We start from the raw sequence: 13,245 nt of genomic DNA, 5'->3' as shown, positions 1-13,245 counted from the left end.
GCCGATGTTCAGCCGAAGGCCGCGCGCAGGTCTTTCTTGATCACCTTGCCGAACTGGTTGCGCGGCAGCGCGTCCACGACCACCAGGCGTTCGGGGTGCTTATAGCGGCTCAGGCCTTGCGAACGGCAGTGCTGCACAAGGGATTCCAGCGAAACATCCTCACCCGGCGCGGGCACCACCACGGCGCAGACCCGCTCGCCGGTGCGCGGGTCGGGCACTCCAATGACCGCGATGTCGGCGACCGCGGGATGGGTGGCCAGCGCGTTCTCCACTTCCAGGGCCGAGACGTTCTCGGCGTTGCGGATGATGGCGTCCTTGATCCGGCCGGTCACGCGGACGTTGCCGTGGGCGTCGATCGACCCGACATCGCCGGTGCGCAGCCAGCCGTCCGCGTCGAACGCGTCGGCGTCGAGGGCGGGGTCGGCGTAGCCGAGGAAGCATTGCGGTCCCTTGAGCCGCAGCTCGCCCTCTTGGCCCGCGGGCAGTTCCCTATCCCCGCTGCCGACCACCCGGACGCCGACACCGGGTCCCGGCGTGCCGACGGTGTGGTCGAGCACCTCCGGCGGTGCGGTCAGCGACGGCGAGGTGGCCACCGGAAATTCGGTGAGTCCCCACGCGTTGGCGATTCCCGGCACGCCGAAGGTCTCGCGGACCTGATGACCCAGTTCCGCGGTGATGGGTGCCCCGCCGGCCAGGCCGCCCCGCACGAACGGATACAGCGGCTCATCCCCGTGGCGCCGTTGGGCCTCTAGGAACGCCAGGAAGAACGGCGTCGCCATGCCCAGGAAGGTAGGGTGGTGCGCCGCGATGGCCAGCGGCGTGGTGGCGGGGTCGAACACCTCGAACAGCGCCAACCGCATGCCGGTCAGCAGGGCCGCGGCCAGCATCACCGCGCCACCGATGTGGGCGATGGGAAAGGCGACGGGATCGACGTCGCTGCCGGCGATTCCCATCTTGTCCACCAGGCCGGCCGCGGGCGCCATCACCGACGCGTCGGCATGGCGGATCCCTTTGGGAGACGCGGTGGTCCCCGACGAGTAGTAGATCCACCGCGTGTCCCTGGCGGGCCGCGGCGGCGGCCCGAGGGTATCGGCGCCGGCGCGGGGCAGCCGAATCTCACCGCCCGTCGGCGGCGTCGCCAGGTCGACGGTGATGACCTCGAAGCCCCGCTGCGCGGCCAGTGCCCGGGCCAGGCCACCGTAATCGAATCCGTGCCAAAACTCGGGCACCACAAGGAATTCCGACGACAGCTGCGCGGTGATGAAGCCTACCTCGTGCTCGCGCAGGATCGGGATGATCGGGTTTTGGACGGCGCCGAGCCGCGCCAGCGACGCCATGACGACCGCGGCTTCGATCGTGGTTGGCAGCTGCCACGACACGACGGTCCCCGCTCCTATCCCCCGCTGCGCGAACGCGGCGGCCGTCGCGCATGCCGCGTCGTGGAATTGACGCGCCGTCAGGCTGCGCGCGTGCTCGTCGGCGAGCAGCGGCAGTGGCGACCCACGCCGCGCCGCTGCGGCGATCAGACCCCAATAGGTGGCGTCGGCCCCAGCCGTCATCCGGCCGGCGGCTTGGCGATGGGACGGAATCCGGAGTGCGCGATCGCGACGGATACGGAGCTCCCGATGGGGCCCGTCCGGTCGACCAGAACCGCCGAACCGGTGGCCACCCCGTCGTGGCTGTAATGCGTCAGGGAGGACAGACCGATGTATGGCCCTTGCGGCAACCGGGTCAGCGTGAGGGTGTAATCGACGTTGATGAACTGCAAACCGTTTGTGCCCCAATTGGCCAGCGAGGCCGTGATGTCGGCACCCATCGCCGCGCGGGTGAACGCGCTGAGCGGTTCGCCGTCGATCAGCGAGCGCGTCTCATACAACCAGGTGTGTTTCGGCCCGAAGGTGTCCGCCCAGTCGGGATCGGGATTCTGGATTTCGGTGCCCCAACCGTAGGTCCGCATGAATAGCGACGGTTGGGCGTCGTCGTCGATGGGAAGCGGCGGCATGTGGACCGCCGGCGACCACACCTCTCCCCCGGGTTGTGGTCCACGCCGCAGAAACAGCGCGCTGCCCCGCGCGACGGGGGCACCACGCTGGGTGAGAACAGCCTCGACGAGCCGCAATCGCCGGCGGTCGTGGTGCACTTGCGTGTGCACCTCGATCGGTTCCAGGGCGGTGGGCGCCGGAAGGTCGACGGTCAGACGCGCGGGTTGCAGGTCCGGGTCGTCGACGGCGCGTTCGACCGCCCAGCCGAGCAGGCCGCCCACCACGTGCCCGCTGATCGACGGACCCCAGCCGCCGCGCGCGATTTCGTTTGGCACGAAACGGCTTTCGTCGCGCAGGAAGTAGGGCATCTGCGCGGCCGAATCCAGGGCGTCCGGCACGGTCTTTGTCTCGGTCACTGCACGACTCTTTCGGGTGGGGATGGCAACGGTAGATATTACAGTTTCCGTTCCAGTCCCGATTCCCGGCGGCGTTCGCCGCGACGATCAGGCGATCGCGGCGCCGACCAGATGACCAATCGCATAGGTGACCGCCAACGCAAGCCCGCCGCCGATGACGTTGCGCAGTACCGCCCGGCCCTGCGGTGCACCGCCCAATCCCGCTGACACCGCCCCGGTGAGCACCAGGGCCAGGAGAACGGCCACGACGGTGGCCGGGATCCGCCACGCCGCCGGGGGCGCGAGGATCACGATCAACGGCAGTACGGCACCCACCGTGAATGACAGCGCCGAGGACAACGCCGCCTGCCACGGGTTGGTCAGTTCGTCAGGATCGATACCCAGCTCGACCTCGGCGTGAGCGAGGAAGGGGTTGTGGTCGGTGAGCTCCTCGGCCACCGTGCGCGCGGTCGCCGGCGACAGACCCTTGCCTTCGTACAGCGTGGCGAGTTCGTCCAATTCCGCGGCCGGGTCGTCGCGCAACTCCTGAAGTTCCTTGGTCAACAGCGCCTGCTCGGTGTCGCGCTGGGTGCTGACCGAAACGTATTCACCCAGGGCCATCGACACGCCCCCGGCCGCCAACCCGGCGATTCCGGCGGTCAGGATCGGGACTCGATCCGCCGTCGCCGCGGCGACACCCACGACGATGCCCGCCGTGGAGACGATGCCGTCGTTGGCACCGAGCACTCCAGCGCGCAGCCAGTTGAGCTTCGAGGAGACCGACCCCACATGGGGCTCAGCCGGATGGGAGGTTTCCGCCACGACCGCAACGATATACGGAGAAATGGCTTCCGACCAGCAAATATAGGCTTGCCAAAGCGAGCGCAGGCTTGCCTATTTCGCCGCGTTCCGCGCCGTGCCGCCACCCAAAAGTTGCGCATGGGCCCGTCACAGCTGATCCATAGACGGCCTATCTAGCGTGTGGGTTGTTGGGGGGTTCTAGGAACTCGCTTTTAGACAGGTGAAGGACTATGAAAATAAAGCAATTGATCGCGGGGGGAACCATCGCCGGCGCTCTCGGCGCCGCCGCATTGGGCATGGGCGCCGGTTCGGCGTTCGCCGCTCCCGGACCGCCGCCGGCCCCGGGTAACCACGGCGCCCCGGCGCCCGGGGATCACCACCCGGCCGGGCCGAATGACCCGGGCGGACCGGGTGGCCCCGGCGGGCCGGGTGGCCCCGGCAATCCCGGTGGGCCTCCCGGTGGCCCCGGCGGCCCAGGCAATCCCGGTGGGCCTCCCGGTGGCCCCGACGGGCCGGGTCACCCCGGCGGACCGGGCGGTCCCGGTGGACCCGGCGGCCCGGGCGGACCCCCGCCCGACCATCCCGGCGGGCCCGGTGGTCCCGGCGGCCCTGGTGGTCCCGACCATCCCGGCGGTCCCGGCGGACCGGGCGGTCCTTGGCATGGCGATCCCCAGCGCGGCTACTTCCACGGCGCCCCGTGGGGGGACGGGCCCGGCCCTTGGGGATACGGTGCACCGCCGCGGCCGGCCTGGGATAGGCCGCTTCCGCCACCCGGTGCGCCGTGGGGGTATGGCCCGATCAACTACTACGGCTACAACGAGACGCCCGTATGGGATCCCGGGTTCAACCAGTGGGGTTTCTGGTTCTTCGGGGTCTGGATCCCGCTGTAAGAAGCCGACGCACGCGACGCCCGCCTCACCGGACGGTGGGGCGGGCGTTGGCGGGACCGGTTGCGCCTAGCGGACTTTGGGCTTGATCTCCTCGATCACCCAGTGGGCGTAGTCGAGATATTCGTCGATCCCGCGCACAGCGGGAACCGGCACCGCGCTGAAGGTCACGCCCGCTTCGGCGAGCCGATTGAGGCGATCGACGATCTCCTGGGCGCTCATGCCGGGGCGTGCGTGCGGACCCTCGACTACGCGATGCCCCTCGCCGACACGGTTGGTGCCCAGCCCGTGCATGACCTCGAGCGGGCGCCCGTCGTACGCGGGTTGGCTCTTGATGAACTCGACGCGCTCGGCGATCTTGTCCGGCGGGGTCAGAAACGGCCACCAGCCGGAGGCGAATCGCGCCGCGCGCTTCAGTGCGGCATCGGCATCGCCCCCGATCCACACTGGAAGGTGTGGCTTCTGAACGGGTTTGGGCTCGAACACCATGTCCTGGAACGAGACGTACTTGCCCGCAAAAGTCGGTGATTCGCTGGTCCACAGTTCGATGATCGCCTCGAGGTACTCGTCGGCGATGCGGCCCCGTTCTCTGAACGGCACGCCGAGGAAGTCGAATTCGCGCTCAAGCCAGCCGACTCCGAAGGTGACCATCATGCGCCCGCCGCTCATCCAGTCGGCCGTCGCCAGCGCCTTGGCGAGCACGATCGGATGCTGCAGCGGCAGGATCGTGACACACGAATTGAGCCGGATCTTCTCGGTGGCGCCCGCGATGTAGGCCTGCGCGACGGTCGACTGGAGGTAGTGCGGGCCGGACAGTTCGACGTGGTCGGTGGGGATGACGAAATGCTCGGGGATCGCGATCATGTCGTAGCCCATCGCCTCGGCGCGCTTGACCATTCGGGTTTGGTCAGCGCCGGTGACGCCCGCTTCCCACCGCTGGGTGATGGCCTTGAGCCGCAGCATGTGCGGCAGCGGGAAGGCGAACTTCACCGGGCGACCGCGCGGCTAGCTCTTGGTGCCGACGGTGATCAGGTCGGACACGATCCGGGTCCAGATCGGTCGCGGGATGCGGTGCTGATCGGTGACGGTGAACCCGGCGCCTTCGAACAAGCTCCGCATCTCGGCCGGCGACGCGTTGTGCTGCGGCTTCCACCGATTCGTCGCGGGCGCCTGCAGCAGCGGTTGCCGGGTGCTCAGGGCCGCGACGGCGGCGAGTCCGCCGGGCGCCAGCACCCGATGGAACTCCCGCAACGCCGCCGGCTGGTCGAAGAAGTGAAAGGCCGAGGTCGTCACGACGGCGTCGAGCGCCCCGTCGTCGAACGGCAGCTGCTCGGCCGGGCCGCGCAACCACCGCACCCGGTCGGACCTGGCGCGAGCCTGGGCGAGCATGCCGTCGGACATGTCGACGCCGTAGATCTCGTCTGGATGGAGTTCGCGCTCGATCCGATCGCTGAGAATGCCGGTGCCGCAGGCGATGTCGGCGATCTTGCGCGCGTCGTGAGCGCGCAGCCGGGCGATCACCTCGTCGTGCGGCGGGCGGTAAACCCACTGCTGCAGAAACGGGAGGTCATAGGCCGGTGCGAGGAAGCTCCACATCCGGGTCACCGCGTCGTTGAGACCGCGGCGCTGCGCTGCCGTCATCCGCCCAGTATGGACGTGTAATAAATTGTGTCCGCCACCGACACCGAGTCGTTGGTCTGCGGGATGGCCGCGAGACCGATCTCGGTCAGCAGCTGACTCATCGGGGTGCCGGTGGTGCGCCACCCCAGGCCTTGGAGATAGGCCTCGACGTCGTTGCGCTCGCCCTCGAAGCCCAGATCGGCAAACTCCAGGTCGAGACCGTGCTCACGCCATTTGGCGGCGGCGACGCGCATCATCTCCCGCGCGCGTTCGCGGTCCCGATCCGGCGTTTCCGGGACGGCCTCGCAGGCCAGTCGGCTGCCGCCGGCGCTGAGCGCGGTGACGTTGTCCAGCAGCCGGTCCTGAGCTTCCGGCGGCAGGTAGCCGAAGAGGCCCTCGGCGATCCACGCCGTGGGCCGGCTCGCGTCAAAACCGGCTTCCCGCAATGCCTTAGGCCAATCGTTTCGCAAATCGATTGCGACGGTGCGCAAGTCGGCCCTCGGAGTGACGCCCAGCCCGGCCAGGGTCGCGGCCTTGAACTCGATCACCTCCGGTTGGTCGATTTCGAAGAGGGTCAGGTCCGCCGGCCACGCCAGCCGGTAGGCGCGCGCGTCGAGGCCCGACGCCAGGATCACGGCCTGGCGTATTCCGGCGTCGGTCGCGTCGTGGAAGAACGAGTCGAAGAAGCGGGTACGGGCGGCCATCGCGTCGGGCATGTGCTCGAGCTTCCAGGTCGAATCCTCGTGATCGACGTCCGCGGCGCTCAGGTCGCCGCTGACCCATCGTGTGAAGAACTCCACGCCGACCGCGCGGACCAGCGGTTCGGCGAACCGGTCCTCGATCGGCGGGTTGTCGGCGTTGGTGGCGATCGCCCGGGCCGCCGCGACCATCGTGGCCGTCACTCCCACGCTGGTGGCCAAGTCCCAGGTGTCGTTGTCTGTGCGTGGCATGCGCCCTGCTCCCCAGTGTAGAAATCAAGCTTTATTTAGCCAGTATAACGACTGCGGGAGCGGGCCAGCGCTGCGGCTTCCCGGCGCACCAGTGTGCGCTGACGGCTTCGCGGCGCACCTGTGTGCGCTGACGGCTTCGCGGCGCACCAGTGTGCGCTGACGGCTTCGAGTGTGCGCCGGGGGCGAGATCTGGGCGTTTTTTCGACCCAGGACTCACACGCGAAGCCCAGGACTCACACGCGAAGCCCAGGACGCACACTCACCCGTTGCGAAACCCGGGACGCACACTCACCCGTTGACTAGTGGCGGCCCGGGCCGCCGGGACCGCCCGGGCCCCCCGGTCCGCCGGGCCCGCCCGGCCCGCCGGGGCCACCGGGGCCGCCCGGTCCCCCGGGTCCGCCGGGGCCGTTTGCGGCGGGAAGCACGAACACGCATTGATTCAAGTCGACGCTCCACGCCCAGCCGGGGGCGCAAGGGGGCGGATCGTCCGCGCGGCTGATGGCCGGTTCGGCGATGGCGATCGCCGGCAGTCCCGCCAACGCGAGCGCGAAAGCCCCTACCGCGCAACGTGTTCGACTGCGTTTCGACCCGCCCGGTCTCGTTGTGCTCACGCCTGCCGCGATCGCCTCGGTCATGTCGGTCCTCCTGCCGTATGCCCTCGATGCCCGCTACGTACTGATTTAATCGCTGCGCGGGCTCGCTGACCGGCGTTTTCCCGATTTTCAGCAACCAGGTGCAGCGCACCGGCGGCGGTTCGTCACTTGAGTACTTTGAGCAATTCCTGGGCGAGCGGTGCGGCCGAGGCGGGGTTCTGGCCGGTGTAGAGGTTGCGGTCCACGACCGTGAACGGTTTCCAAATCTCGCCGCGGACGAAGTCGACACCCAGCCTGACCAATTCGTCCTCGGCGGTCCATGGGGCCTTCTCCCGCAGGCCGACCGCATCCTCCTCGTCGTTGGTGTAGGCGGTGACCCGGTAACCGGCAAAGGGTGAGACACCCTTGCGCCGGGTGGCGAGCAGGGCGACCGGCGCATGGCACACGATGGCCAGGGGCTTGCCCGACGCGAGCGCGGCAGTCAGGAGTCGACCCGAGTCGGCGTCCCGCCACAAGTCCTCCATGGGACCGTGGCCGCCGGGGTAATAGACGGCGTCGTAATCGTCCAGGCGCGCGTCGGCCAGTTCGATTGGCCTGCGCAACTCTTCGGCCGATCGCAGGGTCTCCTCGAGTTGCCGGGCGATCTCTTCGCTGCCCGCCATCGAGGGACGCAGGCTCATCACGTCCACGTACGGCACGACGCCGCCGGGGGTGGCCACGACGACCTCGTGGCCGGCGCCGCTGAGCGCGCTGTACGGGGCGGCGAACTCTTCGGCCCAATACCCGGTCGGGTGCCTGGTCCCGTCCTTGAGCGCCCAGTAACCCGTTGCGGTCATCACGAACAGGACTTTGGCCATCGATCGAGGCTATGCGGTCGCGCAGCCGGCGGCAACGCGTGCTGAGCGAAGCAAACCAGCGCGGTTGACCGTTTATAAATCCGGGTATGACCTGACGAGCCGATCGGTTGGTATCGGCTTTGCGAGATGAAGTGAGCACGGATGGTCGGCTGGCTGGACAGGCTGCAGCGACGGAACCGCGCCGTCGGCGTGGTGATCGCCGTCATCTACAAGTACCTCGATGATCAAGGCGGCTATCTGTCCGCCCTGATCACCTACTACGGGTTCGTGTCGCTGTTCCCGCTGCTGCTCCTGCTGACCACGGGCCTCGGGGTGATCCTGGCCGGACGGCCCGATCTGCAGGACCAGGTGCTGCACAGCACGCTGAGCCAATTCCCGGTCATCGGAAGCCAATTGCACCAGCCCGAGGGGCTCAGCGGTGGCACCGTCGCCGTGGTCGTCGGCATCGCGGGGGCACTCTATGGCGGTCTGGGCGTCGGTCAGGCGGTCCAGAACGCGATGGACTCGGTGTGGGCCGTCCCGAGAAACAACCGTCCCAACCCGATATGGTCGCGCGTGCGCAGCGCGCTGTTGTTGTTGGTCCTCGGGTCCGCCGCCGTCGCCTCCACCGTCCTGTCCGCAGTCGGCCAGGCCACCGGCTCGCTGGGCGTCGCCGGGAAGTTCGGCCTGACGCTCGCGGCCATCGCCATCAACGGCCTGATCTGCTTGGTCGCATTCCGCGTGACCACCGCCCGGCAACTCACCTACCGCCAGGTCTGGCCGGGAGCGCTTGCGGCGGCGCTCATTTGGCAAATTCTGCAGCGGTTCGGCGCCGGCTACGTCGGGCACACGGTGAAGACGGCCAGCGCCACCAACAGTGTCTTCGCGCTTGTGCTGGGGCTGCTGGCGTTCCTTTTCCTCGTGTCGTCGACCCTGGTGATCTGCGCCGAGATCAACGTCGTTCTCGTGGAGCGGCTATACCCGCGCGCGTTGCTCACCCCGTTCGTCGAGGATGCGGACCTGACCGAGGCCGACCGCAAGACATACGCCAAGCGGGCAAAAGCCGAGCGCGTCAAGGGATTTCAGCGTGTCACCGTCAGGTTCCGCGACCTCACCACCAAAGCGACCGATCCGCAGACGCCGACCGTCCGCAGCCGGCCCGCGGGCTAGTCGGCGCCACGTCCCGTTTGCCGTTGCAATTCCTCGATCATCGCGGAGGCTTGCGCTTTCGTCATGTCGTCGGGAACGCCGCGACCGGCCTCCTGGGCCAGCGTGTGCAGGTAGCTGCGTTGGGGTCCCGTCATCGGCTCGTCCCCGGTCACCCAGCCGGACCTGTCCTTCTCGGGATTTTCGCGCGGCGCCTGCTCCGTGTTGTCAATCATGCCCTAGACATAGCCATCGCACGCGTGTTCGAAACATCCTTCGGCGAAAGTTCGCCCTCCCGCTCCACAACCGCGTCGCGCAGCGCTGCGACCACACCTGTGGCACAGCGCCGCTGAGTGCCAAAAGCGCTGCGAGAAACCAGAAACCGCGCGGCAATCGTGATACGCTCTGCCGGTCTTTCGCCCGGCGGGCCCTTGCTCGCCGCTTACGAATTATTTGCCACGGAGGACTGATGTCATATCTGGTAGCGGCGCCGGAGGCGATCACCACGGCGGCGACCGATCTCTCGCGCCTCGGTTCGGCGATCGGCTCGGCCAACACCGCGGCGGCGGCCACGACGACACGAATGCTGGCCGCCGGTGCCGATGAGGTGTCGGCGGGAGTCGCGGCGTTGTTTGCGGGGCACGGGCAGGCCTTCCAGGAACTCGCCGCGCGGGCGACGGCGTTCCATGACCAGTTCGTGCACGCGCTCACGGCCGGTTCGGGAGCGTATGCCGCCGCCGAGGCCGCCAACGCCACGCCGCTGCAGACCCTCGAGCAAGACATCGTCGCGGTGATCAACGCGCCCACCCAGGCGCTGTTGGGCCGCCCCCTGATCGGCGACGGCGCGAACGCGCCCGCCGGCAGCGGGTTGAACGGCGGGGACGGCGGCATCCTGATCGGCAACGGCGGCAACGGCGGGTCCGGCGCCCCGGGCACCGGCCAAGCCGGCGGCAACGGCGGCGCGGCCGGCCTGCTGTGGGGTCGCGGCGGCGACGGCGGGGCCGGCGCGAACAACCCCGCCGCCGGCTTCTTCGGCGGCAACGGCGGCAACGGCGGCATGGGCGGGCTGTTCGGCGGCGGGGGCAACGGCGGCGCCGGTGGCGCGGACGTGGCCCTCAACGGCGGCGGTGGCCGCGGCGGCGACGGCGGCAGCGCCTTCGGGCTGTTCACCAACGGCGGCAACGGCGGTATGGGGGGCAGCGGCATCCATGTCAACGGCGACGGCGGCACCGGTGGCACCGCCTACTCGTTGGTCGGCAACGGCGGCGACGGTGGCGGCAGCGGCACCCTGGGCGTCACCAACACGGTCCCCACCGGTTCCGGTGGCAACGGCGGTAACGCCGGGCTGTTCGGTAACGCGGGCAGCGGTGGACTGGGCGCGAACATCGGGGGCCTGCCCGGCGCTGCCTATTTGGTCGGCAACGGCGGCAACGGCGGGACCTCGGTGGGCGGCGGGACGGGCGGATTCTTCTATGGCAACGGGGGCAACGGTGGGCCCGGTATGGACTTTGTCATCGGTACGACGCACTACGTCTTTGCTCCTGGCCCGGGCGGGGGTGTCGGCCTGATCGGCAACGGTGGCGCCGGCGGCAGTTCGGCACTGATAGCCGGCGCCGACGGAGGCAACGGCGGGTTGCTGTGGGGCAATGGCGGTTCCGGTGGCAACGGCGGCAACCCCCTGGTGACGTTCGAACCCGGCGCCGACGGCGGCAACGGCGGCAACGCGATTGGGCTGTTCGGCAACGGCGGTGCCGGCGGGCACGGCGGGAACGCAATCGCGGGGGGTAACCAAAACGGCGGCCATGGTGGCAACGGCGGCCGGAGCGGCCTGATATCCGGAGACGGCGGTCAGGGCGGCGGCGCGGGCAGCCCGAGCGGCACGGGCATCGGTGTCGGGGGCGCCGGTGGCAGCTCGGTGCTGATCGGCAATGGCGGTGCCGGTGGCAACGGCAACCCGGCCGGCGCGGGTCACGGCGGACCCGGCGGCCAGCGCGGTCTGCTATACGGCACGACGGGGACGGCCGGGTCGTAGCCCGCGCCGTCAGGCGTCGATCACCACGCGGCCACTCTTGGCCCGCGAGACGCAGACGAGCATTTCGTCGTCGCCCTCCACGGTGCGTCCGCGCCGATCGACCTCGCCGGCCAGCACCTTGACCTTGCACGTCCCGCAGAACCCTTGCTGGCAGGAGTACGCCGTCGCCGGCTCGCGGTCGAGCATGACGGCCAACGCCGACCGGTTGGCCGGCACGCTGAGCACCCGCTGCGACCGCGCGAGTTCCAGCTCGAACGGGATGCCGTCGACGACCGGTGGCGGGCTGAACCGCTCGTAATGCAGTGGCGCAGCGACGTGTTCGTCGCGAGCCGTGCGTACCGCCTCGAGCACGGCCGTCGGCGCGCACACGTAGACGGCCGTCGTCGGGCCCGCCCCGGCCAGCAGCTCATCGGTGGTGGGGAACCTGCCCCGCTCGTCATCGGCCCACACGGCGACCCGCTCGGCGTCCACCGCCAGCACCTCGCCCAGCAGCGGCATGTAGTCGCGGGACCGGCCGGCATAGATTGCGCGCCAATTGATTCCGTGCTGTTGGGCCACCCGGATCATCGGCAGGATGGGTGTCACCCCGATGCCGCCGATGACAAACAAGACGTCCTGTTCGTCCGTGACCAAGTAGAAGGCGTTGCGGGGGCCTTCGAACACGAGGCTGTCGCCCACGTCGAAGGCGTCATGCATTTCCTTCGAACCGCCACCGCCATCGGCGATCCGGCGCACCGCGATCCGGTAATCGGTGCGCCGCCCGGGCGCCCCGCACAGCGAATACTGCCGGCGACGGCCCGAGGCCAGCCGAACGTCGATGTGTGCGCCGGGCGTCCAGGCCGGCAGCAACCCGCCGTCGGGATCGGCCAGGGTCAACGCCACCACGTCGGGCGTGAGCAGTTCGCGCTGGGTGACCACCGCGGTGGTGGTCCGCTGCACCGGCACCACCCGCGTCGGCGTCCACCGCGACGCCGACGCGAAGGCACCGAACACCGTGCCCACCCCCCACAACGCCGTGTAAAGCCGGTCGCGCTTACGGCGGCCGTATAGGTCGGCGGGCCTGGAGCTCCAAATGGCATGTGTCACAGGGAATTCCTAGGAGTGTCGAATGCGACGACCGAGTTGACCCAGTCGCTGGTGTGCTGGGCGACGACGTCGGGATGCGAGGTCACCACCCAATGTCCGCCCTCGATCTGGACGATCCTGCTGTCGGGCGGGATGGAACCGGTGAATCGCTGCAGGGCGGGCGATACGAAGTAGTCCTGACGGGCCACCAGTACCTGCACCGGGACCCGTGTCTGCGGCAGCCGCGCGGGCGGCGCCAGGATCGGTCCGGGCATGTTGGCACGGTACAGGTTGAGGCCGTTGAGGTAGTCATCGATCGACCGGGTCGTGGCCGCGGGCCGGGAACCGGCGCCGCGTGGCCGACCGATGCGCTCAACGGCCGCAAAGACTTTCATCGTGGCCCCGGACCGGATCGCGAGCTCAGGCACACCCGGGCAGAGGAAAAACCAGATGTATCCGGAGGCCAGGAACTGTCTGGCCACGTCGGCCACGGCGCGCGGCGTGCGCGGTGACCGCAGGAACCTGCCCGCGTAGTTCAGGTGCGGCCCCGAGATCGACGTGAACGAGGCGACCTTGCCCATCACCGACTCGTCGGTGACCGCCGCCCAGCCTTGGATCGACCCCCAGTCGTGACCCAGCAGATGCACCTCGCCGACGCCCAGGCTGTCGATCACGGCGCCGATATCGTCGACCAGGTGGGTAAATTGATACCCCGATCGGCTTGCCGGCCTTGAGGATTCGCCGACGCCGCGCACGTCGTAGGCGACGAAGTTGTAGCGCTCACCCAGCTCCTGCGCGACGCCGTCCCACACGTGGTGGTTATCGGGGTAGCCGTGGATGGCCAGGACGGTCGGGCGGCGCGGATCGATGCCGGTGTAGGTGTGGACCGCCAGCGAAACGCCGTCCGGCGCGGTCACGGTGGTGCGCTGAGTCATCCC

Annotated in this window: 14 protein-coding genes; 4 read left to right on the top strand and 10 right to left on the bottom strand. The window is 69.3% G+C overall.

Annotated elements, in window-relative coordinates; genetic code table 11:
- Positions 1-8: 8 nt before the first annotated feature.
- The 3 genes from MTAB308_RS27050 to MTAB308_RS27040 form a co-directional block, all read right to left on the bottom strand.
- Positions 9-1,559, bottom strand: coding sequence for a class I adenylate-forming enzyme family protein (locus MTAB308_RS27050; protein WP_077103790.1), 1,551 nt, complete (start codon positions 1,557-1,559; stop codon positions 9-11).
- Complete coding sequence (locus MTAB308_RS27045; RefSeq protein ID WP_077104863.1) at positions 1,556-2,350, bottom strand: thioesterase family protein; 795 nt, start codon at positions 2,348-2,350, stop codon at positions 1,556-1,558. The genes MTAB308_RS27050 and MTAB308_RS27045 overlap by 4 nt, the downstream gene beginning before the upstream one ends.
- 135 nt (positions 2,351-2,485) lie before the next feature.
- Positions 2,486-3,199, bottom strand: coding sequence for a VIT1/CCC1 transporter family protein (locus MTAB308_RS27040; RefSeq protein WP_077103788.1), 714 nt, complete (start codon positions 3,197-3,199; stop codon positions 2,486-2,488).
- Positions 3,200-3,408: 209 nt separating this feature from the next.
- Between MTAB308_RS27040 and MTAB308_RS27035 the strand changes: the two genes are divergently transcribed.
- Positions 3,409-4,068, top strand: coding sequence for a chitin-binding protein (locus tag MTAB308_RS27035; protein ID WP_077103786.1), 660 nt, complete (start codon positions 3,409-3,411; stop codon positions 4,066-4,068).
- A gap of 66 nt (positions 4,069-4,134) precedes the next feature.
- Here the strand turns inward: MTAB308_RS27035 and MTAB308_RS27030 are convergent, their stop codons facing one another.
- The 3 genes from MTAB308_RS27030 to MTAB308_RS27020 are packed head-to-tail and all read right to left on the bottom strand — an operon-like array spanning position 4,135 to position 6,635.
- A complete protein-coding gene (locus MTAB308_RS27030) occupies positions 4,135-5,055 on the bottom strand; it encodes a TIGR03619 family F420-dependent LLM class oxidoreductase (protein WP_077103783.1) in 921 nt (306 codons plus the stop codon).
- Between the two features lie 15 nt (positions 5,056-5,070).
- On the bottom strand, positions 5,071-5,706 hold the full coding sequence (locus MTAB308_RS27025; RefSeq protein WP_077103781.1) for a class I SAM-dependent methyltransferase: 636 nt from the start codon (positions 5,704-5,706) through the stop codon (positions 5,071-5,073).
- Complete coding sequence (locus MTAB308_RS27020) at positions 5,703-6,635, bottom strand: SAM-dependent methyltransferase (RefSeq protein WP_077103779.1); 933 nt, start codon at positions 6,633-6,635, stop codon at positions 5,703-5,705. Before MTAB308_RS27020 ends, MTAB308_RS27025 begins: the two co-directional genes overlap by 4 nt.
- A 498-nt stretch (positions 6,636-7,133) precedes the next feature.
- On the opposite strand from MTAB308_RS27020, the gene MTAB308_RS27010 reads away from it, so the two are divergent.
- Positions 7,134-7,319: a hypothetical protein gene (locus MTAB308_RS27010; protein ID WP_077103778.1), complete on the top strand. Its 186-nt coding sequence runs from the start codon at positions 7,134-7,136 to the stop codon at positions 7,317-7,319.
- A gap of 73 nt (positions 7,320-7,392) precedes the next feature.
- On the opposite strand, the gene MTAB308_RS27005 is transcribed toward MTAB308_RS27010, so the two are convergent.
- On the bottom strand, positions 7,393-8,085 hold the full coding sequence (locus MTAB308_RS27005) for a type 1 glutamine amidotransferase domain-containing protein (protein ID WP_077103775.1): 693 nt from the start codon (positions 8,083-8,085) through the stop codon (positions 7,393-7,395).
- A gap of 141 nt (positions 8,086-8,226) precedes the next feature.
- Between MTAB308_RS27005 and MTAB308_RS27000 the strand changes: the two genes are divergently transcribed.
- Positions 8,227-9,234 carry a YihY/virulence factor BrkB family protein gene (locus MTAB308_RS27000; protein WP_077103773.1) on the top strand — a complete coding sequence of 336 codons (1,008 nt, stop codon included), beginning with the start codon at positions 8,227-8,229 and terminating at the stop codon, positions 9,232-9,234.
- Here the strand turns inward: MTAB308_RS27000 and MTAB308_RS26995 are convergent.
- Positions 9,231-9,446, bottom strand: a complete 216-nt coding sequence (locus MTAB308_RS26995; protein ID WP_077103771.1) for a DUF3072 domain-containing protein — start codon at positions 9,444-9,446, stop codon at positions 9,231-9,233. The two genes, MTAB308_RS27000 and MTAB308_RS26995, sit on opposite strands and share 4 nt — an antisense overlap.
- 233 nt (positions 9,447-9,679) lie before the next feature.
- Here MTAB308_RS26995 and MTAB308_RS30400 point away from each other — a divergent pair, with 233 nt between their 5' ends.
- On the top strand, positions 9,680-11,242 hold the full coding sequence (locus tag MTAB308_RS30400) for a PE family protein (protein WP_077103769.1): 1,563 nt from the start codon (positions 9,680-9,682) through the stop codon (positions 11,240-11,242).
- Positions 11,243-11,251: 9 nt separating this feature from the next.
- On the opposite strand, the gene MTAB308_RS26985 is transcribed toward MTAB308_RS30400, so the two are convergent.
- Complete coding sequence (locus MTAB308_RS26985) at positions 11,252-12,328, bottom strand: PDR/VanB family oxidoreductase (RefSeq protein ID WP_077103767.1); 1,077 nt, start codon at positions 12,326-12,328, stop codon at positions 11,252-11,254.
- Positions 12,325-13,242 carry an alpha/beta fold hydrolase gene (locus MTAB308_RS26980; protein ID WP_077103765.1) on the bottom strand — a complete coding sequence of 306 codons (918 nt, stop codon included), beginning with the start codon at positions 13,240-13,242 and terminating at the stop codon, positions 12,325-12,327. The genes MTAB308_RS26985 and MTAB308_RS26980 overlap by 4 nt, the downstream gene beginning before the upstream one ends.
- Between the last annotated feature and the right edge of the window lie 3 nt (positions 13,243-13,245).

The organism is Mycobacterium terramassiliense (assembly GCF_900157385.1).
Classification (GTDB): domain Bacteria; phylum Actinomycetota; class Actinomycetes; order Mycobacteriales; family Mycobacteriaceae; genus Mycobacterium; species Mycobacterium terramassiliense.
This window is presented reverse-complemented; position numbering and strand designations above follow the sequence as displayed.